27 protein-coding genes and 1 pseudogene are annotated in these 22,155 nt (G+C 70.3%); 21 read left to right on the top strand and 7 right to left on the bottom strand.

Features of this window, described 5'->3' with window-relative positions; translation table 11 throughout:
* The first annotated feature begins 61 nt into the window (after positions 1–61).
* The 10 genes from ACZ6YG_RS16330 to ACZ6YG_RS16285 all read left to right on the top strand — a co-directional run bounded on the left by ACZ6YG_RS16330 (position 62) and on the right by ACZ6YG_RS16285 (position 8,826).
* Positions 62–1,651, top strand: a complete 1,590-nt coding sequence (locus tag ACZ6YG_RS16330; RefSeq protein WP_466018447.1) for an amidase family protein — start codon at positions 62–64, stop codon at positions 1,649–1,651.
* Between the two features lie 64 nt (positions 1,652–1,715).
* Positions 1,716–2,960: an ABC transporter substrate-binding protein gene (locus ACZ6YG_RS16325; protein WP_364235835.1), complete on the top strand. Its 1,245-nt coding sequence runs from the start codon at positions 1,716–1,718 to the stop codon at positions 2,958–2,960.
* 72 nt (positions 2,961–3,032) lie between these two features.
* On the top strand, positions 3,033–3,905 hold the full coding sequence (locus tag ACZ6YG_RS16320) for a branched-chain amino acid ABC transporter permease (RefSeq protein WP_466018446.1): 873 nt from the start codon (positions 3,033–3,035) through the stop codon (positions 3,903–3,905).
* Positions 3,898–4,902, top strand: coding sequence for a branched-chain amino acid ABC transporter permease (locus ACZ6YG_RS16315; RefSeq protein ID WP_271278726.1), 1,005 nt, complete (start codon positions 3,898–3,900; stop codon positions 4,900–4,902). The genes ACZ6YG_RS16320 and ACZ6YG_RS16315 overlap by 8 nt, the downstream gene beginning before the upstream one ends.
* Positions 4,902–5,696, top strand: coding sequence for an ABC transporter ATP-binding protein (locus tag ACZ6YG_RS16310; RefSeq protein WP_271278751.1), 795 nt, complete (start codon positions 4,902–4,904; stop codon positions 5,694–5,696). Before ACZ6YG_RS16315 ends, ACZ6YG_RS16310 begins: the two co-directional genes overlap by 1 nt.
* Positions 5,689–6,378, top strand: coding sequence for an ABC transporter ATP-binding protein (locus ACZ6YG_RS16305; RefSeq protein WP_466018445.1), 690 nt, complete (start codon positions 5,689–5,691; stop codon positions 6,376–6,378). Before ACZ6YG_RS16310 ends, ACZ6YG_RS16305 begins: the two co-directional genes overlap by 8 nt.
* Before the next feature lie 12 nt (positions 6,379–6,390).
* Complete coding sequence (locus tag ACZ6YG_RS16300; protein ID WP_271278728.1) at positions 6,391–7,155, top strand: IclR family transcriptional regulator; 765 nt, start codon at positions 6,391–6,393, stop codon at positions 7,153–7,155.
* 124 nt (positions 7,156–7,279) lie between these two features.
* Positions 7,280–7,792, top strand: a complete 513-nt coding sequence (locus ACZ6YG_RS16295; RefSeq protein ID WP_466018444.1) for a GNAT family N-acetyltransferase — start codon at positions 7,280–7,282, stop codon at positions 7,790–7,792.
* Positions 7,793–7,914: 122 nt separating this feature from the next.
* Complete coding sequence (locus ACZ6YG_RS16290) at positions 7,915–8,127, top strand: SDR family oxidoreductase (protein ID WP_466018443.1); 213 nt, start codon at positions 7,915–7,917, stop codon at positions 8,125–8,127.
* Between the two features lie 45 nt (positions 8,128–8,172).
* Positions 8,173–8,826, top strand: coding sequence for an NADPH-dependent F420 reductase (locus tag ACZ6YG_RS16285; RefSeq protein WP_466018442.1), 654 nt, complete (start codon positions 8,173–8,175; stop codon positions 8,824–8,826).
* 72 nt (positions 8,827–8,898) lie between these two features.
* Here the strand turns inward: ACZ6YG_RS16285 and ACZ6YG_RS16280 are convergent, their stop codons facing one another.
* On the bottom strand, positions 8,899–9,087 hold the full coding sequence (locus ACZ6YG_RS16280; protein ID WP_466018486.1) for a response regulator transcription factor: 189 nt from the start codon (positions 9,085–9,087) through the stop codon (positions 8,899–8,901).
* A 51-nt stretch (positions 9,088–9,138) separates the two neighbouring features.
* On the opposite strand from ACZ6YG_RS16280, the gene ACZ6YG_RS16275 reads away from it, so the two are divergent.
* The 3 genes from ACZ6YG_RS16275 to ACZ6YG_RS16265 all read left to right on the top strand — a co-directional run bounded on the left by ACZ6YG_RS16275 (position 9,139) and on the right by ACZ6YG_RS16265 (position 11,379).
* Positions 9,139–9,525: a hypothetical protein gene (locus ACZ6YG_RS16275; protein ID WP_466018487.1), complete on the top strand. Its 387-nt coding sequence runs from the start codon at positions 9,139–9,141 to the stop codon at positions 9,523–9,525.
* Positions 9,526–9,629: 104 nt separating this feature from the next.
* Entirely contained in the window at positions 9,630–10,184 is a 555-nt protein-coding gene (locus ACZ6YG_RS16270; RefSeq protein WP_466018441.1) for a TetR/AcrR family transcriptional regulator, read from the top strand.
* Between the two features lies 1 nt (position 10,185).
* Positions 10,186–11,379 (top strand): FAD-dependent oxidoreductase, encoded by a 1,194-nt coding sequence (locus ACZ6YG_RS16265; RefSeq protein WP_466018440.1) that lies wholly within the window; start codon positions 10,186–10,188, stop codon positions 11,377–11,379.
* Positions 11,380–11,586: 207 nt separating this feature from the next.
* On the opposite strand, the pseudogene ACZ6YG_RS16260 reads toward ACZ6YG_RS16265, so the two are convergent.
* Positions 11,587–11,934, bottom strand: a pseudogene (locus ACZ6YG_RS16260) (cyclase family protein); the annotation flags it as partial.
* A 380-nt stretch (positions 11,935–12,314) separates the two neighbouring features.
* Between ACZ6YG_RS16260 and ACZ6YG_RS16255 the strand changes: the two are divergent.
* Positions 12,315–13,205, top strand: coding sequence for an aminoglycoside phosphotransferase family protein (locus tag ACZ6YG_RS16255; protein WP_148031717.1), 891 nt, complete (start codon positions 12,315–12,317; stop codon positions 13,203–13,205).
* A gap of 12 nt (positions 13,206–13,217) precedes the next feature.
* Here ACZ6YG_RS16255 and ACZ6YG_RS16250 read toward each other — a convergent pair whose 3' ends face one another.
* The gene (locus tag ACZ6YG_RS16250; RefSeq protein ID WP_466018439.1) at positions 13,218–13,688 is read right to left on the bottom strand and encodes a hypothetical protein; all 471 of its coding nucleotides are present in this window, start codon (positions 13,686–13,688) and stop codon (positions 13,218–13,220) included.
* 28 nt (positions 13,689–13,716) lie between these two features.
* Here ACZ6YG_RS16250 and ACZ6YG_RS16245 point away from each other — a divergent pair, with 28 nt between their 5' ends.
* From ACZ6YG_RS16245 to ACZ6YG_RS16235, 3 genes are all read left to right on the top strand, one after another.
* Positions 13,717–14,730, top strand: a complete 1,014-nt coding sequence (locus ACZ6YG_RS16245; protein ID WP_466018438.1) for a saccharopine dehydrogenase family protein — start codon at positions 13,717–13,719, stop codon at positions 14,728–14,730.
* Between the two features lie 110 nt (positions 14,731–14,840).
* Complete coding sequence (locus tag ACZ6YG_RS16240) at positions 14,841–16,367, top strand: MFS transporter (RefSeq protein WP_466018437.1); 1,527 nt, start codon at positions 14,841–14,843, stop codon at positions 16,365–16,367.
* 42 nt (positions 16,368–16,409) lie between these two features.
* Positions 16,410–16,976, top strand: coding sequence for a TetR/AcrR family transcriptional regulator (locus tag ACZ6YG_RS16235; RefSeq protein WP_466018436.1), 567 nt, complete (start codon positions 16,410–16,412; stop codon positions 16,974–16,976).
* Positions 16,977–16,992: 16 nt separating this feature from the next.
* On the opposite strand, the gene ACZ6YG_RS16230 is transcribed toward ACZ6YG_RS16235, so the two are convergent.
* From ACZ6YG_RS16230 to ACZ6YG_RS16220, 3 genes are read right to left on the bottom strand one after another with little or no spacing between them, the layout of a single operon-like run.
* Positions 16,993–17,376 carry a VOC family protein gene (locus tag ACZ6YG_RS16230; protein ID WP_466018435.1) on the bottom strand — a complete coding sequence of 128 codons (384 nt, stop codon included), beginning with the start codon at positions 17,374–17,376 and terminating at the stop codon, positions 16,993–16,995.
* Positions 17,363–17,731: an ArsR/SmtB family transcription factor gene (locus ACZ6YG_RS16225; protein WP_148031713.1), complete on the bottom strand. Its 369-nt coding sequence runs from the start codon at positions 17,729–17,731 to the stop codon at positions 17,363–17,365. The genes ACZ6YG_RS16230 and ACZ6YG_RS16225 overlap by 14 nt, the downstream gene beginning before the upstream one ends.
* A complete protein-coding gene (locus ACZ6YG_RS16220; protein WP_148031712.1) occupies positions 17,718–18,152 on the bottom strand; it encodes an SRPBCC domain-containing protein in 435 nt (144 codons plus the stop codon). Before ACZ6YG_RS16220 ends, ACZ6YG_RS16225 begins: the two co-directional genes overlap by 14 nt.
* A gap of 411 nt (positions 18,153–18,563) precedes the next feature.
* On the opposite strand from ACZ6YG_RS16220, the gene ACZ6YG_RS16215 reads away from it, so the two are divergent.
* A complete protein-coding gene (locus ACZ6YG_RS16215) occupies positions 18,564–18,833 on the top strand; it encodes a hypothetical protein (RefSeq protein ID WP_261808568.1) in 270 nt (89 codons plus the stop codon).
* A 19-nt stretch (positions 18,834–18,852) separates the two neighbouring features.
* Here the strand turns inward: ACZ6YG_RS16215 and ACZ6YG_RS16210 are convergent, their stop codons facing one another.
* Complete coding sequence (locus ACZ6YG_RS16210) at positions 18,853–19,686, bottom strand: PaaX family transcriptional regulator (RefSeq protein WP_261808567.1); 834 nt, start codon at positions 19,684–19,686, stop codon at positions 18,853–18,855.
* A gap of 104 nt (positions 19,687–19,790) precedes the next feature.
* On the opposite strand from ACZ6YG_RS16210, the gene ACZ6YG_RS16205 reads away from it, so the two are divergent.
* The 3 genes from ACZ6YG_RS16205 to ACZ6YG_RS16195 are packed head-to-tail and all read left to right on the top strand — an operon-like array spanning position 19,791 to position 22,067.
* Positions 19,791–20,717: an SDR family oxidoreductase gene (locus ACZ6YG_RS16205; protein ID WP_271278747.1), complete on the top strand. Its 927-nt coding sequence runs from the start codon at positions 19,791–19,793 to the stop codon at positions 20,715–20,717.
* 10 nt (positions 20,718–20,727) lie between these two features.
* Positions 20,728–21,612 (top strand): amidohydrolase family protein, encoded by an 885-nt coding sequence (locus ACZ6YG_RS16200; protein ID WP_397199703.1) that lies wholly within the window; start codon positions 20,728–20,730, stop codon positions 21,610–21,612.
* Complete coding sequence (locus tag ACZ6YG_RS16195) at positions 21,609–22,067, top strand: MaoC family dehydratase (protein ID WP_148031709.1); 459 nt, start codon at positions 21,609–21,611, stop codon at positions 22,065–22,067. The genes ACZ6YG_RS16200 and ACZ6YG_RS16195 overlap by 4 nt, the downstream gene beginning before the upstream one ends.
* Positions 22,068–22,155: the final 88 nt, after the last annotated feature.

The following is a 22,155-nucleotide window of genomic DNA, read 5'->3' as shown; positions in this document are numbered from 1 at the left end:
GACCGGCGCCTCTTCAATGCCATCAATCGAATGCGAGTTTCACAATGTGAAGGCCGAGGCGATGATTCGAGACATTCGGCGCGAAGAGATCAACCGGTATGCCGAACGTGTCGGTTTCACCGTGGGCGAGGAAGAACTGGACGGGTTCCACGCACTGGCCCGCGACGTCCTCTCGCGCGTGGAACGGTTCCAGCAACTGGTCGGCCCCCTGGTGCCGCCGCCCAGCATGGTCGCCGGGCCGAGGAACACCGGCCGCCCTCCTCTACCGGGGGAAGACCCCTGCAACGCGGTGCTGCGCTGGGTCGACGTCCGCGCGGACGAGGCCGAGCGCACCAGCGACCTGCTCGCCGGGAAGCGCATCGCGCTCAAGGACCTCATCGCCGTCGCGGGAGTGCCCATGACGGTGGGCTCACGCGTGATGCAGAACAGCACGCCCCAGTCGGACGCCGTGCTCACCGAGCGCGTGCTGCGTTCCGGCGGACGCATCGTGGCGATGACCAACCTGGAGGCGCTGGCGTTCTCCGGCGGCGGCGAGACCAGCTCCTTCGGCCCGATCCGCAACCCCTTCGACCTGGGCCGGACGGCCTCGGGATCCTCGGGCGGCTCGGCCTCGGTGCTCTTCCACCCGCACGTCGACATCGCGTTCGGCACCGACCAGGGCGGATCGATCCGGCTGCCGGCGTCCTGGTGCGGCGTGCTCGGTCTCAAGCCGACCTTCTCGCTGGTCCCCTACACCGGGCTCGCCTCGCTGGACCGTACGTTCGACCACGTCGGCCCGCTCACCCGGACGGCGTCCGACATGGCGATCGCCATGGCCGCCGTGTCGGGCGCGCACCCGTCCGACCCCCGGCAGGCCGGGCCGGTGCCGGAGCTGCCGTTCGCCGAGGCGGTCAGGACGGCCGGCGACGACCTTCGCGGCCTGCGGATCGGCATCCTGACGGAGGGGACGCGGTTTCCCGACGACGGTCACGAGGGCAGGGCCGAGACCCTCGCGGCGATGGAGCAGGTGTGGGAACGGTTCGCCGAACTCGGGGCCGAACTCATCGAGATCTCCGTTCCCGAGCACGAGGTGGCCGGGTCGATCATGTTCGCCGCCCTGCTGGAAGGCGTCGCGGCCACCGTCTACGGCAACGGGGAGGGATACCACTTCTCCGGCCGCTACGCGCCCGAGCAGCGCGAGGCGTTCGGCAAGGGCGTGGCGGCCTACGGCGACGAGATGCCCGGATCCTTCAAAGCCGTCGCGGCGATAGGCGAGTATCTGCGCGATCGCTACTTCGGGGCGATCTACGCGACCGCGCAGAGCAGCATCCCCGCTCTGCGGACCGCCTACGACCACGCCCTGGCCCAGGTCGACGTGCTCGCCATGCCGACGGCGAGCCACTACGCGCATCGCGTCGATCCCGGCGCCGACGACTTCGCCAAGGCGTTGCGCGGCTGGACGATGCTGGACAACACCCCGCTGCACAACGCCACCGGCCATCCGGCCTTGTCCATTCCCGCGGCCGAGGCCGACGGTCTGCCCGTCGGCGTGATGCTGGTCGGCCCGCACTTCAGCGACCACCGGCTGATCGCGATCGCCGAGACCTACGAGCGGCGTTTCGGATGGCTCCCCCAGCCCGCACCCGTCCACGGGAGCGAGATCACCCTGTGACGGCCGTTCGGAGGCCGCAGGCCACGCCAACCCGGCCGAGTACAACCAGATTCGAGGAGGAATCGTGCCCCGACGAGACCGACGCCTGACCGGGTTGACGGTCACCGCGACGTCGCTGTTGCTGATGGTGACCGGCTGCGGCGTGGAGCGTGAGAGCGCGGGCGGTGAGGCCGCCAGCGCGGCGCCGAGCACCTGCGACACCAGTGAGAAGAGCCCGGGGGTGACCGAATCCGAGATCAACCTCGGGATCACCTCCGGCCTGAGCGGGCCGAGCGCCTCCGCCGCCAAGCCGGCGCTGGAGGGCCAGCAGTGGTACTTCGACAAGATCAACGCTGACGGCGGGATCCAGGGCCGCAAGATCAAGCTGACCGTCCTTGACGACCAGTACCAGCCCAACGTGGCCCTGCAGAACGTGCGGCGGCTGGTCGACCAGGAGAAGGTGTTCGCCATCTCCGGCGGCGTCGGGACCCAGAACTTCGTCGGCGGGCTGCCCTACATCAACCAGGCGAAGATCCCCGCCGTCGCGCCGTACGCGCCGTCCAACCAGATCGGCACCATGCAGAACCCGTACGTCTACATGCTCTGGACGAACTTCTCCGACGAGTTCGAGGCGCTGACCCGGTTCCTGGTCGGCGAGCGGAACGTGAAGAGCTTCTCGATCATGGCGATGAACGGCGACGTCGGTGACGACGCCCTGGCCGGCGCGAAGAAGGTGCTCGACGCCGAGGGACTCGAGTTCAAGACGGTGGTCCGCAGTGAGCCGAACACCACCGACTACCGTCCGATCGCCGAGCAGCTCAAGCAGGCCGGCGCCGAATACGTGCTGTTCCTCGCGACCCCGCCCGACGTCGGCAACGCGATCACGGCCATGCAGAAGATCGGCTACAAGCCCGGCATCGGCGCGCAGTCTGACATGCTCGACACCGGATGGATCGAGGCGTTCGGGCCGGTCGCTCAGGGACTCCTGGCCCCCAGCAAGCTGGCGAACCTGGAGAAGTCCGACGACCCGAAGGTGAAGCAGTTCGTCACCGACTGGACATCCGCCCACGGCGGCAAGGCGCCGACCAGTTGGAACACGGTCGGGTACGTCCAGGCGCTGGTGACGACCGAGGCCCTGAAGCAGGCCGAGGCCCTCACCCGGTCGTGCTTCGAGGCGTCGCTGCAGAAGATGAAGGACTTCGAGACCGGCGTCATCCCGGCGATCACCTTCGGTCCCCAGGAACGGCAGGGCGTCCGCGCCGCCGGGATCGAGGCGATCAAGGACAACGGCACGGTGACCGAGCAGCCGTTCACGGCGATCGGGCGCTGACATGCGCGTCACCGATCGGCCTGACCGGGCGGTCCGCCCGGTCAGGCCGGCTTCCCGGACGGTCGGCCGCTGATGTCCGAACTGTCGTTGCTGATCGGCGGGGCCGCCACCGGAGGGGTCTACGCGCTCCTCCTCGCCGGCATCCTGCTGATCTACCAGGTCAGCAAGGCCGTCAACTTCGGGCACGGCCAGTTCGGCATGATCGCGGCCTTCTTCAGCTGGTACCTCTACCAGCAGCTGGGCGTGAACCCCCTGGTCGCCATCGTGCTGGCGGTCCTCACGGCGGTGGTCGTCGCCGTCCTGTTCGACGCGCTCGTCCTGCAGCGGGCGTCGGACCGGCAGGTCGGCTCCGACCTGGTGGCGACGCTCGGCCTGCTCCTGCTGGCCACGGCCGTCGCCGAGAACGTGCTCGGCGGACGGACCCAGTCCTACCTCACCCTCGGCAGCCGGACGGTCTTCGACCTCGGCGGGCTCGCCCTGAACCTGAGCGACCTGGTGACGATCGTCGTGGCCCTGCTGTCGGTGCTGGGCCTGTCGCTCGTGCGTCGGCGCACCCGGGTCGGCGCGATGCTGAACGCCGTCGCCGAGAACCGGGCCGTGGCGGAGTCGCTGGGCATCCCGTCCGCCCGCGTGCGGGTGGCCACCTGGGCGCTCGCCGCGATCCTCGCCTCGGTCGCGGGCATCCTGGTCGCCAGCCGGACCAGCGTCGACGCGTACTACATGACGCCCTTCGCGATGAAGGCGTTCATCGCGGGGATTCTCGGCGGGCTCAACCGGTTCGGTCTCCCGCTGGCGTTCGCCTTCGGGCTCGGTGTCTACGAGGCGTTCGTCGTCTATCTGCTCGGGGCGCAGGCCGTGACCCCCGCCGTGTTCACGCTGATCATCGTGGTGCTCGCCTTCGCGCCGCGGAGCTACCTCTCCGAAGGGCGGGAAGCCCGTGCCTGACCGACGATCACCCGTCCGCGCGCTGCGCCCGGTCCTCCTGCTCGCGCTGCTGGCGGCGCTCCCGCTGCTGCTCGACTCCTTCAGCCTGTACCAGGCGACGATGATCCTGGTCTACGTGACCGCGATCATCGGATTGGACATCGTGTTCGGGCGCGCGGGCGTGCTGTCGGTCGCCCAGGCGGTCTTCATCGGCATCGGCGCGTACACCGCGGCCTGGATGTCGCGCACGACCTCGGTGTCGATCGGCGTCGAACTGATCGCCGCCGCGGTGATCGCCGGCTTCGCCGCCATCCTGGTGGGGCTCCCGGCGCTGCGCGTGTCCGGGCTGCGCCTGGCGATCCTGACCTTCGCGTTCGTCGAGCTCTTCCAGTGGGGCCTGACCACCTTCGCCTCGGTCACCGGCGGGACCCAGGGGCTCCTGGTGAACCCCGGCGGGTTCGGGGCGATCACCACCGCCGACCCGTTGGTCGGCTACGGGCTCGCGGCCGTGATCGCGCTGCTGGCGACCTGGCTCGTGATCCGCCTGCAGCGCAACCCCATCGGCCGCGCGATGGCGGCGGTGAAGAACTCCAACCTGCTCGCGGAGTCGGCCGGTGTGTCGACCGTCCGCACCAAGCTGATCGCCTTCATGCTCAGCGGGATGCTGGGCGGGCTCGCCGGCGTGGTGCTCGCGCACGTGGCCGGGAGCGTCACGCCCGCCGGCTTCACGGTGTTCTCCTCACTCAATCTGCTCGTCGCGCTCATCCTGGGCGGCACGGGCCGGGCGCACGGCGCGTGGCTGGGAGCCGCGTACGTCGTGCTCATGCCCGAGCTGTTCGCCCGCCTGGGCATGCCCAACGCCTACCCGATCGTCAACGGGGCGGTGCTGATGCTGCTGCTGGTCGTGCTCCCCGGTGGCATCGCCAGCGTGCTGGACGGGATCCGCGACCGGATGGGACGCCGCGGCGCCGCACCTCCACCTCCCCTCACCCCGGTCGCTGAACGGAGCTCGTCGTGATGGCCACCGACCAGGCCGGCCCGCCCCCGGCCGTGCTGGAAGTACGTGACGTGCGAGTCACGGTGAACGGCGTTCGGGCCCTGGGCGGCGTGTCGTTCGACGTGCCCGAAGGCTCGCTGTTCGGCCTGATCGGGCCCAACGGAGCCGGCAAGACGACGATCATGAACGTCATCTCCGCAGTGATCACACCCCAGCACGGCTCGGTGCGCTTCCGCGGCAAGGAGCTGACCGGCATGGGAACCGTGGCCCGGGTACGGGCGGGCATCCTGCGCAGCTTCCAGCAGGTGCGCCTGCTCGAAGACCTGACCGTGCTCGACAACCTGCTGCTCGGCCGGGAGCGCTTCCGCACCGTCGGGCTGCTGCGCCAGATCGGCGGCAGCCGCACCGGCCGCCGCCAGGCACGTCGCGACCTGGCGGCGGCCGAGCAGGTGGCGGCGGTCCTCGGGCTGTCCGATCTGCTGCACCGGGACGTCCAGGACCTGCCCTTCGGGGTGCGGCGGCTGGTCGACGTCGGCCGCGCCTTCGCCGCCGAGCCCGACCTGCTCCTGCTCGACGAGCCCGCGGCCGGGCTGGACGTCACCAGCCGCCGGTTGCTGCTCGACGCGATCAAACAGGCGCAACGCACCACCGGAGCCACCGTCATGCTCGTCGAGCACGACGTTGACCTGGTCAGGAGGGCGTGCGGCGAGTCCGTCGTCCTCAGCAACGGAGAGGTCCTCGCCCGCGGCACGCCGGCCGAGGTCCTCGCCGACCCTGCCGTTCTCCGCGCCTACTTCGGACGTAACGATGCTTGATCTTCAATCGGTGGGGGCCTGGTACGGCTCCACACAGGTCCTGTTCGACATCGACCTCACCGTTCCGGCGGGCCAGAAGCTCGCGATCGCGGGCACCAACGGCGCCGGCAAGACGACGCTGCTGCGTTCGGTGCTGGGCCTGGTGAAGTCCCGCGGCGAGATCCGCTGGGAGGGCCGGCGCATCGACGCGCTGCCCTGCCACCGGCGGGTGCGCGACGGGGGCATCGCCGTCGTGCACGAAGGACGTGGTCTGATCACCGGTCTGAGCGTGCTCGACAACCTCACCCTCGGCGTCGACTACGCGGCGCTGCGCCGGCTCGACGAGGTCTTCGACGCGTTCCCGGTCCTGGCCGAGCGACGGAACCAGCCGGTCACCAACCTGTCGGGCGGCGAGCAGCAGATGGTGGCGCTGGGCCGCACCATGCTCCGCCCCGTGAGGCTGCTGGTGATCGACGAACCGTCGCTGGGCCTCGCGCCGTCGATCGTGGCCCAGCTCTACGCCACCATCGCGCGGATGTCGGCCGCCGCCGAGACGACGGTCCTGCTCGTGGAGCAGGAGCTGCGGCTGGCCTGCGAGATCGCGGACCGGGTCGTGGTCCTGCGCGCGGGTCGTCTGGTCCAGGATTACAGCGGCTCTGAGGTCAACTTTGACATAATCGTCGATGCCGCAACCGGTGGATAAGGGGCTGAGCACATGGCATACGAGCTACGCAGCTTGGAACGGGCCCTCGAAATCCTGGGATACCTCGCGACGGTCGAGCAGGCGACTCTGACGGAGGTGTGCGACAAGTGTGACATCAATACGACGACCTGCCTGCGGACGATGAGGGTGATGGAGCGCAACGGATTCGTCCGGCGCTCCGCTGACGGCAAGCACTATCTCCTCGGCCTCCGGCTCGCCGAACTCGGCACTCTGGCGCTCGGGCGGATCGACATCGTGTCCCTCATCCGTCCACTGGTGCGCGGCCTCACCGAGGAGTTCAGGGTGACCGCGCACATCGGGCTGCTCCGGGACGGGATGATCACGGTCATCGACAAAATCGACTCGCCCGACGGATTCGTCCGCTATTCGCTGCTGGGCACCCGGATGCCTCTCCACTGCAGCGGGATGGGCAAGGCGGTCCTGTCCCTGTTCTGGCCCGACCGTCTCGCCGAGGCCGGGGTCAAGCCGCCCCTCGCCCGGTTCACCCGCGACACCATTATCGACATGGAATGGCTCGCCGCCGATATCGCCCGGTGCGCGGAGCGCGGCTTCAGCATCGAGCAGGAGGAGTGGCAACCCGGCTACGTGTGCACCGGCACGGCATTCGCGTTCAACGGCGACTACTACGCCGTGAGCCTTTCCAGCGTCGTCGTGCCCGCCTCCGAGCTGGAGCAACGGGGCCGCCGCCTGAGCACGACCATGCGCGAATACCTTCAGCAGCAGGGATCCTCCCTCTCGCAGCCTCTCTACTCCTGACCCTCGCAACGCGGGCGGCGGCCGATCGCCGGGCCGTTCATGAACGCTCTTCGAGGCCGTCGTCCCTCGGCTTCCGGCAGGATGGTTCACCGGCCCGCGAGAGGACGAGGAGACGCACCCGACCATGACCCCTACTTGGACCACCCGTCCCGAGAGCGCCGGCGACGTCGCCGCCATCCGCGACGTCAACCTTGCCGCCTTCCCCACTCCGCACGAGGCCGACCTCGTCGAGGCGCTGCGGGCCGACGCGCAGGCGTGGCTGCCCGGCCTGTCCTGGCTGACCGAGGCCCCCGGCGGCGAGCTCATCGGATACGCGCTGCTCACCCGCTGTCACGTCGGCGACTCACCCGCACTCGCCCTGGGCCCGTGCGCCGTCAAGCCCGGACACCAGCGGCGGGGCGCCGGTTCCGCCGCGATCCGCGCCGCCCTGCGAGCCGCCCGCGAGCAGGGCGAGAACCTGGTGGTCGTGCTCGGCCACGCCGAGTACTACCCGCGCTTCGGCTTCACCCCGGCCTCCGGGTACGGCATCCGCCCGCCCTTCGACGTCGAGGACAAGTACATGATGGCGCTCGCCCTCGACCCTGAACGACCGGTCCCCAGCGGCGTCATCCGCTACCCGGCGGCGTTCGGCGTCTGACCTGCTTCAGCCCCGCCGGCGACCTCTCGAACCTGGCCGACCTGGACAGGCTCTACGAGACGATCCGCAGCAGGGGACAGGGCCTGGACGTACTGTTCGCGAACGCCTCGGTCGCCGAGTTCGTGCCGCTTGAGCAGATCTCCGAGGAGCACTTCGACACCCTCTTCGGCGAGCAGGCCGCCGGCTTCAGGCGGCAACTGGCCGCGCACGTGCCGCTGGGCCGGCTCGGGCGCCCGGAGGAGATCGCCGCCGCCGTGGCCTTCCTCGCCTCCGGGCAGAGCAGCTTCATCACCGGTTCGAGCCTGTACGTCGACGGCGGCCTGAACCAGATCTGAGTGCGAAACCCCCGGCAGTCTCACTAGAGATTGAGGTCAAAGACCATGACAGTAATCGGCATCATCGGCGCGGGCGAGGTTGGCAGCCAGATCGCGCGTGCGGCGATCGCGAACGGCTACGACGTCGTCATCGCCAACTCACGAGGACCCGAGACCTTGCGGGACCTCATCGACGAGCTCGGCCCGTCGGCGCGTGCCGCGACCGCCGCCGGCGCCGCCGCCGCCGGTGACTTCGCGGTCGTGGCGGTCCCTCTCAAGGTGGTCAACGACATGCCCGAGGAGGAACTGGCAGGCAAAATCGTGCTCGACACGAACAACTACATGGTCTGGCGCGACGGCCATATCCCGGTCGTCGACTCGGGTGAGAAGACCGTTCACGAGCTGCGCCAGGAGCACCTTCCGCGATCCAAGGTCGTCAAGGCCTTCACCCACATCCAGGCCCCCCGCATCACCACCGCGGGCACGGCGGCGGGCACTCCCGGCCGTCTGGCGCTGTCGGCCTCGAGCGACTTTCCCGAAGCCGTGGAACTCGTGACGCGACTGTACGACCAGTTCGGGTTCGACACCGTGGACAACAGCCCGCTCAGCGAGTCGTGGCGCAGCGGTCCCGGTCAACCCGCGTGGGCCGCGCACGAGCACCAGACCCGTGCCGAACTGATCGCCAACCTCGCCAGGGCGCGACGGATCGTCTTGAGGTGAGTCCGTCCGTGGCGGTGACGCCGCGGCGTGCGAACCCGGGCAGGGTGCGCGACCGGCCACTGATGGTGGCGCCTACGGCCGGTAGGGTCCGGCGAACAGGTGCGCGACGAGCTCACCGCGGCTGGAGATCCCCGCCTTGCCGAAGACGGCCTTGAGGTGCCCGCGAACGGTGTGGGGAGAGATGAACAGGGCCGTGGCGATCTCGGCAGTGGACAGGCCCCGTGCCACGAACTGGGCGACCTCGAACTCCCGGGGCGTCAGCCCGTACGCCTGGGCGACGATGACCGCCAGGTCGCCGGTCTGGCTTCGCCCATGGTGCCGGTGAACGCCGCCGCGCTGCTGCGGCTGTTCGAGGCCGGGCAGCTCACCATGGTGGCAGGCGTACGCAAGATCGAGGCGGCGGAGAGCGGGTTCCGGGTCCGGGGCGACGGCGGCGACCTGAACGCCGACGTCGTCGTCAACGCCGTGAACCCGCCGCCCCAGGCGGTGCCCCGCGCCGCCGAGCCGCTGGTCACGTCCCTGCTCACCGACGGGCTGGCCGTGCTGCACCCGTCGGGCGGGCTGGTCCCCGCCGATCCGCGCCTGCACGTGGTGGGCGACCTGGCCGGCGGCGGTTCGTTCATCACCTCGGGCATCCCCGGGGTCGCCGCGGCGGCCGCCCGTTCCGCCCGCGGACTGCTGGCCACGCTTACGGGCTGATCAGTCGCGGGGGGCCGCGCCCGAGATGGTGACCTCGTTCAGCACCGTGCAACCTGGACCATGTGCGTGCTATGTTGAATAAACATTTACTCAACGAGGTGGGTATGTCCAGGACGCGAAGTGCGCAGGCGGCATGGCGCCGGGAGCAACTGCTGGACGCGGCCTTGCGCGTGTTCGCCGACAAGGGCGTGGACGGGGCCACGGTCAAGGACGTGGCTCAGGCCGCCGAGGTGACCCCCGGCCTGCTGTATCGCTACTTCGAAAGCAAGGAGGCGATGGTGGAGACGCTCCTGTCGGAGCGGGGCTTCCTTCCCCGCCTGCGGGAGCTACGGACACAGCACCACGACACCCGGCCGGCTGCCGTGGTGCTGACCGAGTTGCTGGAGGCGTTCGACCGGCTGTTGGCCGACAACGCCGAACTGATGGCCGTGTTCTTCAGCGCCGCCCAGGCCCGCGTGCCGCTGGCGACCCTGGCGGGTGAGGGCCAGCGACTCATCGGCGACTTCCTGCTCGAACGCATCGATGCCGGCGAGCTGCGCCCGCACGACACGGTCACGGCCGCGAGGACCCTGTTCGCCACTGTCGCCGTCAACCGGCGGCTGGGCACCCCGATTGACATCGCAGCCCTGGTCGGGCTGCTGTTTCCGGAAGAAGGATGAGATGCGCGCACAGTGCTGTGTCGTCGGGGGCGGCCCCGCGGGCATGATGGCCGGGCTGCTCCTGGCCCGTCAGGGCGTGGAGGTGATCGTGCTGGAGAAACACGCGGACTTCCTGCGCGACTTCCGCGGCGACACCGTCCACCCCTCCACCCTGCAACTGATCGCCGAACTGGGCTGGATCGAAGAGTTCCTGGATCTTCCGCACACCAAGATGCCGCAGGTGACGGTCAACATGGGCGGCCGGGACGTCACCTTCGCCGACTTCAGCCGGTTGAACGTCCGCTGCCCCTACATCGCGTTCATGCCGCAATGGGACGTGCTGGACTTCCTGGCCGGCAAGGCCGCGGCCTACCCCTCCTTCCGCCTCCTGCGTCGCGCCCAGGTCACGCAACTGCTCACCGATCAGGGACGGGTGACCGGCGTCCTGGCCGACACCGCCGACGGCCCCGTGGAAGTGCGGGCCGACCTGGTGATCGGCGCCGACGGCCGCCACTCCACCGTACGGGCCCGCGCCGGCCTCGCCCCGGTGAGCACCTCGCCCCCCATGGACGTGCTGTGGTTCCGCCTGCCCCGCCGCCCGCAGGACCAGGTGCCCTTCTTCCAGGGCGGCAAGGGGGCACTGATCTCCATCGACCGCGGGGACTTCTGGCAGATCGCCTACACCATCCCGGCGGCCGCTTTCGAGGAGCTCAAGACCGCCGGGCTGCCGGCGTTCCGGGACCGGGTGGCGCACCTGGCGCCCGCGCTGCGCGACCGCGTGGAGGAGATCCACGACTGGGAGGCGGTGCACCATCTGAGCGTCCGGGTGGACCGGCTGCCACGCTGGCACCGGTCAGGACTGCTGTGCATCGGTGACGCCGCCCACGCCATGTCGCCCGCGGGCGGCGTGGGCATCAACCTGGCCGTGCAGGACGCAGTGGCCACCGCCAACCTGTTGGGCCCGCTTCTCGCCCGAGGCGGCACACCACATGACGCCGACCTGGGCCGGGTGCAGTCACGCAGAGACCGCGCCGCGAGGATCACCCAGGCCTTCCAGCTCGGCATCCTGCGCGACCTCTATCCCAAGGACCTGGGCGACGACACGACGCGGCACGTGCCCCCGATCTTCACAGCGTTCCGTACGCTGCCGCCGCTGCGCCACCTCCTGGGTCGTTTCATCGGCATGGGCGTCCGTCCAGAGCACATCGCCGCATGACCGACCATCCTCTTCCGGCGCCGTGCGGGACACCACCGCCCGGCAGGGGTGGAAGTCCCACTGGCCGAGCTCGGCAGCCGTCGTCGCGCACGCCTCAAGGTCGCAGTTGTCGAGCATCCACAGACCCATCGCGACGAGGCTCACGGCGTGGACCGGCATCAGCACGCCTTCGTAACCCGATGGCAGAACGTCCTGCGGGGTGTCGGCGCCGATCAGCGCGACCTCCCGTTCGTGCAGCCACGGCAGGCAGGACGCGTGCCACCCGGCCTGGGTGAAACCGCTGACCGGACCGGTCTCGTGGCGGACGCGGCCGTAGCCGGTCCGCAGGAGCACCGCATCGCCGGATCGCACCCGCACACCCTGGCGACGCTCGGCCTCATCCAGATCGTCGGGGAACACCCCCTGCCCCGGTTCCAGCCACGGCACATCCCGCGCGCTCGCGACGTCCAGCAGGACACCCCGCGTGACGATCCCGTTCGCCGCCGCCGTGACGGCCGCCCACGCCGAGCCCGTCGCGGCGTCGGCGCACGGGCAGGTCGTCGTCGACCGCTCCATGTCCTCCGGTACGGCGACCTCCCATGCGCATGACACGCTCCTGCCGTGGCGCACGGCCCGCGCCGCCGCCAGCCGGACGTCGTCGGTGATGTGGTTCAGCGTGCCGAGCTCGTCGTCGTCGCCCCACCGTCCCCAGTTCGACAGCGTGTCGAAGTATCCGAGCACGTCGTCCTGCGTGGGCACCGGTCGCCCTGCCGTCATCCCCGGCATCGACTCCTCCGGTCACGCGGTCGAGGCACCGAAGGCAAGGTATCGAGCCCTCTCCTTCGACATGCCAAGGTCCGCTTAGCCGGCGTGCTACCTGGGTCGGCCGCAGTGCTCCGGCCTTCAGGCCGGGGTGGAGAGCCGCTCCGCCCCACGCCTCAGTACCGTGACTTCGCATGACCGAGATCGAGATCACCGCAGACCTGGTACGCGACCTGCTGCAGGAGCAACATCCGGACCTTGCGGGGCTGGCGGTCCGCGAGGTGGCGGGCGGCTGGGGCAACCAGATGTGGCGCCTCGGGGACGAGCTGGCCGTGCGCATGCAGCGCATGGACCCCACCCCGGAGCTCCAGCTCAAGGAGCGGCGGTGGCTCCCTGTGCTGGCTCCGCGCCTGCCGCTTCCGGTGCCGACCCCGGTGCGGTCCGGCGAACCGTCCGAGCGCTTCCCCAAGCACTGGACCGTGATGACGTGGGTTCCCGGCGAGCCGCTGGACCACGGCTCGATCAGCCGCGGCGCCCACGCGGCCGACACGCTGGCGGGCTTCCTCAGGGCGCTGCACGTGGAGGCGCCCGCCGAGGCCCCGGCCAGTTCGGACCTCGGCGCTCACCCCAAGGGGTGCACGGGCGGCTTCGAGCAGTTCTTGCAGGCCGTCGACGCCGTCGGCGATGTCCGCGCCGTCCGGGCCGTCTGGGACGACGCCGTCGCGGCTCCCGAGTGGGAGGGCCCGCCGGTGTGGGTGCACGGCGACCTCCATCCCGCGAATGTCGTCGTCACGGACGGGACGATCTCGGGCGTCATCGATTTCGGTGCCTTGTTCGCCGGCGATCCCGCGTGGGACCTCGCCGCCGCGTGGGTGCTGCTCCCGACGGGCACAGCCGCACGGTTCTTCGACACGTACGGGCATGCGGACGAGGCGACGATCCGGCGCGCCCGCGGGCTGGCCGCCATGAAGAGCCTCTTCCTGATGCTCATGGGCCAGAACGGAGACCGGGGCCTTCCCGGCGGCAAGCCGAACTGGGGACCTGCGGGCCGGGCCGCACTTGATCGCGTTCTGAAGGGCTCTTAATCGTCCCGGTTCTCAATTCTGATCACCAAGGGAACCGGCGGCGATGCCGTCGACGGTCAGGTCCGTCAGCGCCGCGATGGCCGCGGCGGCGGTGGCACGCCCCCGGTTCAGCTCCGCGGCGATCGCCTCGGCCGCGCCCAGCACGCCGACGCAGCGGAGCCGGAGGGCTTCCTGCGTGAGCTCGGCGTACGGCCGCAGGGCGCGGGCCATCAGGTCCGTGTAGCCGTCGAGCAGCTCGCGCTCGATCGCCTCCATCTCCTGGTTCCCCTTGAGCGCGGCCGAGATGGCGGTCCACTCCGGCATGTCGGTGGCGCAGGCGAAGTAGGCGGCGCTCAGGACGCGGGCGATCTCGCGGGGGACGGCCGGGGCGTCACGCAGGGCCGCCTCCGCGGCGGCCCGGTGCCGCTCGTCGAGCCGCCGGTAGAGCGCGATCAGCAGGCCGGGGCGGGTGCCGAAGTGGTCGTAGACGACTGGCCTGCTCACTCCGGCGGCCTCCGCCAGGCTGAGCAGCGTGAGGCTGTCGGTAGTGGAGCACTCCGTACTGATCACGGGCGGATCCGGCCAGGCGGGCGCGGGGACCGCGACCCTCCTGCGCCGGTGGTACCCGGAGCTGCCGCTGACGATCGCGGGCCGCGATCTCGGCCGCGCCCGGCGGGTCGCCGACGAGCTCGGCGGCGCGACAGCCGCGACCATCGACCTGCGGCGGGGCGACCTCGGCCTCCAGGAAACCGACGGCTACTCGGCGGTCGTGGCAACGGTGTGGGACAGCCACCTGAATGGACTGCGTTACGCACAGGACCGCGGCCTGCCGTACGTCAGCATCTCCAGCGGCCTGGTCGACATCGGGCCCGAGGTGGTCGCCGCCGGCCTGCGAGCCGGCGCGACGCCGGTCCTGCTGGCCGGCCACTGGTACGCGGGACTCGTCGTCCTCGCGGTGCTCGGCCTCGCCGGGGAGTTCGACCGGCTCGACACCATCGAGGTCGGCGGCGTGCTGGACGAACAGGACAGCGGCGGGCCCGCGGCCGTGGCGGACATGGAACGCCTGCTGGCCGCCACCTCGGCGGGGCAGGTCCGCCGAGACGGCGTCTTCCACTGGGTTGATGGCCCCGATGCGGAGGTGGAGGTCACCGGCGTCGACGGCGCCGTGCTGCCCGGCCGGATCGTCCCCATCCTCGACGTGCCGAGCCTGGCCCTCGCGACGGGCGCGCCCAACGTCCGCTTCGCGTTCGCCATCGGCGAATCGGCGGGCAGACGGCGCGGCGGGCCCCCGTCCGCGGAGGTCAGGATCGACCTCGAAGGCGTGGACCGCGCGGGCGCGCCACTCAGGACGAGCCGCTACCTCTTCCACCCGGAGGGGCTGCGCCCCCTGACGGCGCTCGGTGTCGCCCTCGGCGTCGAACGGCTGCTCGGCCTGCGCGGCGCCCCTGTGCCGCCCGGCCTCCATACCCCCGAGGCGTTGATCGACCCCGGCTACGCGGCCGGGCGGATGGCGGAGATCGGCGCCACCTTCACCGGCGATCGCTGACTCCGGCGATTGGGAATCGCGGCCGGCCCGCTTCGCGCCCGATCTCATCAGTTTGAACGATCGTACTAATTGGACTAACGTTCAAACATGATGAGAGCGAAAGGGACGTGATGACGCGCCAACAGTTCACGCGGGCAGGGGCGCGCCAGTGGGCGGGCCTGGGCCTGCTGGCCATGCCGACGGTGCTGCTGGGACTGGACGTGACCGTCCTGTACCTGGTGGCGCCGAGCATGGCGGCCGACCTGTCCCCGTCGGCCACCCAACTGCTGTGGATCATGGACGCGTACGGGTTCCTCGTCGCCGGGTTCCTCGTGACCATGGGCACGCTGGGCGACCGGATCGGGCGGCGCAGGTTGCTGGAGATCGGGATGGTCGCCTTCGCCGCGGCCTCGGTGTTCGCCGCGTTCGCCCCCACGGCCGAGCTGTTGATCCTCGCGCGAGCCCTGCTGGGGGTGGCCGGGGCGACGCTCATGCCCTCCACGCTGTCGCTGATCTCGAACATGTTCCCCGACGCGCGTCAGCGCGCGGTCGCCATCGGGGTCTGGGCCACGATGTTCGCGCTCGGGATGGCCGCCGGGCCGATCGCGGGCGGAGCCCTGGTGGACTCCTTCTGGTGGGGAGCGCCGTTCCTGACGGCGGTACCCATCGCCCTCGTCGTCCTGGCCGGGGCACGCGCCCTGCTTCCGGAGTACGCGGCCCCGTCCACCGGCCGGCTGGACCTGATCAGCGTGGGCCTGTCCCTGGCGGCGATCCTCCCGGTCGTCTACGCCGTCAAGCGCATCGCCTCCGACGGCCCCGGCGGCGCCACCCTCGTCTACGCCCTGGCGGGCGTTCTGGCCGGGATCGTGTTCGTACGCCGCCAACGCCGCCTCCCCGACCCGCTGCTGGACGTGACGCTGTTCGGCGACCGGGCCTTCACCGTGGCCTTGAGCGTGCTGCTCATCGGCCTGGTCGGAGTCGGTGGCTCGATGTACCTGGTCACGCAGTACCTCCAGCTCGTCCAAGGGCTCACGCCCTTCGACGCGGGGCTCTGGATGGGACCACCGGCGCTGGCGATGTTCGCCGCCGCCATCGGCGCTCCTCTGGTCGCCCGGCGTTTCCGCCCCGGCTCGGTCATGGGCGCCGCCCTCGGGGCGTCCCTCGCCGGCTACGCGCTGCTCGCCACTGCGGGACTCGACGACGAGGTCCCTGTGGCGGCCGGCTTCACGTTCGTCTATCTCGGGCTGGGCGCCCTCGCCGCCCTGGGCACCGACATGGTGGTGGGCGCGGTGCCGGCGGCGCGATCCGGGTCGGCGGCGTCGATCTCCGAGACGGTCCAGGAGCTCGGCATCGCCGTCGGCGTCGCCCTGCTCGGCAGTCTCACCACCGCCGTCTACCGCGCTCGGGTGACGGTGCCCGGAGATCTGACGTCGGAGACCTCCGGCGCCCTCACCGACAGCCTGAACGCGACCCTGGCGATCAGCGAGAGCCTTCCGCCCGGGACCGTAGAGGCGGCCCAGCAGGCCTTCACCAGCGGACTCAACCTCGCTTCCCTGGTCGCGGGGATCGCCATCGCCGTTGCCGCGGTGCTGTGCCTCGGGATGCTGCGGCACGTGCCCACACTCGGGGAGGCGCGGAGCCGCGACACCGACGTTTGAACGATGGTCCGACTATCCTTTCGGGTCGGACCGAGGAGCGGCATGGGCGACACCACCGACGACAGCGAGCACATCGACGGCCGCCGCGCGCGTGGCGAGAGACGACGCGCGGAGATCATCGAGGCCACCCTCGCCGTGGTCACGCGCGACGGCGCGGCAGGCGTCACCCACCGCACGGTCGCCAAACAGGCCGGCACCACGACGTCCCTGAGCACCTACTACTTCGCGACCCTCGACGACCTGCTCGTCGCCGCCCTCACGAGTGTCGCCGACGCCTACACCGCCCGCATCCGCGACATCATCGACAGCCCCGGCGACAAACTCACCGGCCTGGCCCACCTCATCGCCGAGTCCGCCGGTCCCGGACGTGAACGCGCCCTGGCCGAACGCGAGCTGGCGACCCTGGCCGCCCGCCGCCCCGCGCTACGACCCGTGGCACGACGCTGGCGGGAGAACATCGCCGAGCTCGCCACCACGCTGACCGACGACCCTGCGGCGATCGCCGCCCTCGTCGCGGCCTCCGACGGACTGTGCACCGCGATCCTCCTCGACAACGCCCCCGCCGACCCTGATCACATCCAGGCCGTCCTGCGACGAGCCGTCCGGTGACCGTACGGCCGCGGGATCAGCGGGACTCCGCGAGCAGGTGCACGACACCGGCCGGGTTCTTGATCCAGTGGGTTCTGGAGTCAAGGCCCTCCAAGGGCTCGACCTCGTCACACGGGTGGATGCCACTGCCGGCCAGTCTGGCCGCTGCCGCGTCCAGGTCATCCGTGTGCAGCTGCAGCCACAAGTCGGGCCGGCTGTAGTTGTCGACGCAGTCGAGCCACAGCGTATTGGGTCCGAACCGTACCGAATGAGTTCTCGAGACGGTCGGAGCGTACGAGACATCCTCCTCTTTGACCTCGAAGCCCAGGGTGTCGCGGTAGAAGGCCACGGTGGCTTCGTACTGGGCCTTGGGGATCTTCATGGCGATGTTCAGGCCGGCGGTGAATTCAGGCTTGTTCATTGTCGCTCGACTCCTTCGTGTCGGTGGCGTCCAGTGCGAGCTCCAGCGCGGTCAGCCGGTCGTCCCACCGGTTGGCGAGCATGGCCAGCCACACCTGCGCCGTGCGAATGGGGGCTGATTCCAGCCGGTAGGGATGGCGACGGCCGGCCGGTTCTCCTGGGCTGATCAGGCCCGCTTCGGCGAGCTGGCCGAGGTGCTTGGCGATCGCCTGGCGGCTGATCGGCAGCCGTCGCGCCAGGTCCGTGACGGTCGCGGGCCCGGCGCGGGCGAGCTCCTCCAGCAGTGCGCGCCGCGTCGGATCGGTGAGCGCCGCGAACACCGCGACGGCCTGCCGTTCCGCATCAGGCGGCCGCATCGAGGTAGGTCTCCAGGTCGGCGAGCTCGGCGTCCCATCCCTGACTGTTGGCCTGGTGGGCGGAGCGGGCCACGTCGACGGCGGCCTGGGCGAACCCGCTCTCCACCAGGCGCAACCGGGTGCCGTCCGGTATCGGTTCCAGGGTGAAGTCCACAAGCGTCCGGGGTGTGTCGTCCTCCGGCAGGCCCTCGATCGCCCACCTGAACGCGAAACGGCGTGGTGGGTCGACCACCACGATGGTGGCGACGGATTCGTCGCCGAGATCGTCCCAGCGGAAGAACGCGCGCCCACCGGGCCGCAGATCTATCTCCGCCACCGAGCCGAACCACCGCGAGAGCCCTTCCGCAGTGGTCAGCGCGGCCCACACCCGCTCGACGGGGTGCCGCAGCACCACCACACGTTCGATCGCGTCCGAATCCATGCCACCCTGTTTCGCAACTTGTAGGTTGCCATCAATGGCAACCTACAAGTTGCGATCGTCACCTACAAGCCCCGGCGCGGAGGGCGACTTACTGTGCACCCACCTGCGATAGACAGGCTCCACATGGAATTCTTCCGTTACCACCGTGACCGGCCCGGCTCCGCAGCGCTGCGTGAGAAGCCCGCCGAGGAGCACTGGTCCTACGTGACTCCTCCACTTCCTGAAGGAAGCGGCTTCTCGCTTTCCCCCTGCTGAGGTAGGCGACGGACAAGCCCTGCCCGTTTCGAACAAAGAAACCATAACAGGGAAGCGATTCCCCTGCCGGGTGAACCCGGCAGTCCCCTCGCTAGATCTGATGGACCGCTACGATGCGCTGCTGATCGCCCGCGGCCCCACCTCCTGGGCCGCACCATGTGGGACTTCCCCGGTGGCCGCGAAGGCGGCAGCCGCTATCTCGTTCTCGGCCTCGGCACGGGCCAGGCCGCCGACCTCCTTCCACCGCCCGACCGGCAGGACGACCTGATCGCCTACGGGTCGCTGCTGTCCGACGACGGCGCCACCTGGCTGGGCACGGCGGCCTTGATCCGGGCGGGGGATCGGGACACGGCCCGTACCGTCCTGACCTCGGACCGCTATGCCGACATCGAAGTCCACCACTGGGAGTTCGGCGGACGACGATGATCGACGGCGGTGCCGGCCGTCACACGGGAAGCTCGTCCAGGATGGCGGCGGCCTGCTCGGCAGCGCGTCTTTCGTACTCCCGCGCGAGCACCTGGAAGAGCTGTTCGGCCCGGATGGCCGGCCAGTCCGGGGGCAGGTGCTCGGCCGGCAGGTGGGGATCCTGGCGGACGAGTTGCAGCCAGTCGGTGTGCAGCAGCAACTGGCGGGCGAGGTCGTCCGGCGCGCCGGGGAGCGGCCGGGGGACGTCCCACTGGGTGAGAAACGCTCGGTAGCGTCCGGCGATCCGCTCGATGTCGAAGGCCTTCCTGACGAGGTCGGCGGCCTCGGTCGGGTTGAAGGCGCGGGCGGTCAGCACGGTGACGTGGTCGCCCAGCTCCAGCGAGGCGATGATGTCCGTGACGTCCTTCTCGCCCGGCGCTATCCACAGCCCGTTCTGCAGCAGGCCGAAGCCGTTCCAGATCAGCTGAGAACGCAGGTCGTTCCGGGTGCTGCGCCGGCTGTCCGGTAGTGAGAACCCGACGACCGTCCAGGTGCCGTCCCAGTCGCGGTTCACCGCGCCGGTCTCCCACACCCGTCTGCGCCCATCCTTCAGCACCTCCGCGGCGTGCGGGGCGAGCCCGAAGTACACCTTTCGTCCCCGTCGGTGCCGGATCAGCAGGTTGCGCTTGACCATGCGCGCGAGCGTCGACCGTACGGCCTCCTCGGAGACGTTGAGGCGGGCGAACACGTCTATGACGCTGCCGGAGTAGACGGCCACGCCGCGGTCCAGCACGTAGATGCCGAGAAAGCTGAACATCAGGGACTGCGGGCGCCGGAACTGCGCTGTCAGGTCGTCTTCGCCACCGAAGGTCACAGCCAAAGGGTAGACGGTTCTCAACGTCAGGCAAATCTTTGACGGCAGTCACATAAGTGCCATAGATTCGGCGATGTCAGGCTTCCCGGCGAAAGGTGAGGTGCATGGATCTGTCGGGCAAGGTGGCCGTCGTCACGGGCGCGGGTCGTGGCCTCGGGCGGGCCTACGCCGAGGCGCTGGCGGCGGCCGGGGCGGCGGTCATCGTGAACGACCTGGACGGCGACTCGGCGGCCGGAGTCGCCGGCGGGATCATCGCGGCGGGGGGCAGGGCCGCGGCCGTCGTCGCCCCGGTCGGCTCCGCCGAGGCCGCCGAGCGGCTGGTCGCCACGGCCGTCAAGGAGTTCGGCCGGCTGGACGTGATGGTCACGAACGCGGGCATTCTGCGGGACCGGGTCCTGTGGAAGATGTCCGACGAGGACTTCGACGCGGTGATCGACGTGCACCTGCGGGGCACGTTCACCTGCGCCCGGGCGGCGGCGGTGCGGATGCGCGAGCAGGGGACGGGCGGACGGCTGATCCTCGTCTCGTCGCCCGCCGGTCAGCGCGGGAACTTCGGCCAGACCAACTACGCCGCCGCCAAGGCGGGCATCGTCGCCATGGCCCGGACCTGGGCGATGGAGCTGGCCAGGGCGAACATCACGGTGAACGCGATCGTCCCGGTCGCGGCGACGGAGATGACCAAGACGATCCCGGCCTTCGCCCCGGTCATCGAGGAGTCGGAGCGGACCGGGCGGCCGTTCCCGGAATGGCTGCGCAGGGGCGAGGGCCTGGGCACGGTCGGGGACGTCGCCCCGCTCGTCGTCTTCCTCGCGTCCGACGCCTCCGCGGAGGTGACGGGCCAGGCCATCGGCATCGGCGGCGACCGGCTGGCGCTCTGGTCCCACCCCGGCGAGAAGGCGGTGGCCTACGCCGACGGCGGCTGGACGGCCGACGCGATCGCCGCCTCATGGCGGACGGGCGTCGGCGCCGATCCCGAGACGTACGGCGTGCCCGCGCCCAAGGTCCCCGAACAGAAGACGGCGGAGAGCTGAGATGCCGCGGATGAACGTCGGCGAACTGGTCGCGATCGACGTGCACACGCACGCCGAGGTCTCCGCCGGCGGACACGTCTCGCTGAGCGCGGAGCTGTTCGGCGCCTCGGAGAAGTACTTCAAGGAGCACCCCAGGCCGACCATCCCCGAGATGGCCGCCTACTACCGGGAGCGCAAGATGGCCGCGGTGGTGTTCACCGTCGACGCGGAGCACGCCACCGGCCACCCTCGCATCTCGAACGAGGAGGTCGCCGAGAGCTGTGCCGAGCATGCCGATGTGCTGATCCCGTTCGCCAGTGTCGATCCGTGGAAGGGCCGGGCGGGCGTCCGCGAGGCGCGCCGGCTCGTCGAGGAGCACGGCGTGCGCGGCTTCAAGTTTCACCCCAGCATCCAGGGCTTCGCGCCCGACGACCGCATGGCCTATCCCCTCTACGAGGTGATCCAGGAGTCCGGCGCGATCGCCCTGTTCCACACGGGCCAGACGGGTATCGGCGCGGGCGTCCGGGGCGGGGGCGGGATCCGGTTGAAGTACTCCAACCCCATGCTGGTGGACGACGTCGCCGTGGACTTCCCCGACCTGAAGATCGTGCTGGCCCATCCGTCGTTCCCCTGGCAGGACGAGGCGCTGGCCGTCGCCACGCACAAGCCCCAGGTCTACATCGACCTGTCCGGGTGGTCGCCCAAGTACTTCCCGCCGCAGCTCGTCCGGTACGCGAACACGCTGCTGAAGGACAAGGTGCTCTTCGGATCCGACTATCCGGTGATCACCCCGGACCGCTGGCTCGCCGACTTCGGCAAGCTCGAGATCAAGCCGGAGGTCCGCTCCCGCATCCTCAAGGACAATGCCGCGCGCCTGCTCGGGCTGGGTGCGCAGGAAGGGACGACACGGTCATGACCACGACGGTGCACGGACTCGGCGAGATCAAGGCGCTTGCCGGGGCGGACCTCGGCCACAGCGAATGGCTGGAGATCACCCAGGAGCGGGTGAACACCTTCGCCGACGCCACCGACGACCACCAGTGGATCCACGTCGATCCCGAGCGGGCGAAGGAGGGGCCGTTCGGCGGTCCGATCGCCCACGGCTATCTGACCCTGTCCCTGGTCATCCCGCTTTTCACCGAGTTGCTCGACATCCGGGGCGTGACGATGAGCGTCAACTACGGACTGGAGAAGGCCCGCTTCCCCAGTCCCGTCAAGGTCGGCGCCAAGATCCGCCTCGCCGCCGCCGTGGCGTCGGTGGACGACGTCCCCGGTGACGGCGTCCAGATGCTCCTCGACTTCACCGTAGAGATCGACGGCTCCGCCAAGCCCGCCTGCGTCGCGCGCGTGATCTACCGTCACTACGCCTGACCGGGCGAAACGTACGGCCCGCGCCCGGCGCGGCGAGCGCGGCGCACCCCACCCCCCGCCCATATTGGGCAAAGTATTGACGTCCGTT

Source organism: Nonomuraea sp. NPDC054003 (genome assembly GCF_055585125.1).
This window is presented reverse-complemented; position numbering and strand designations above follow the sequence as displayed.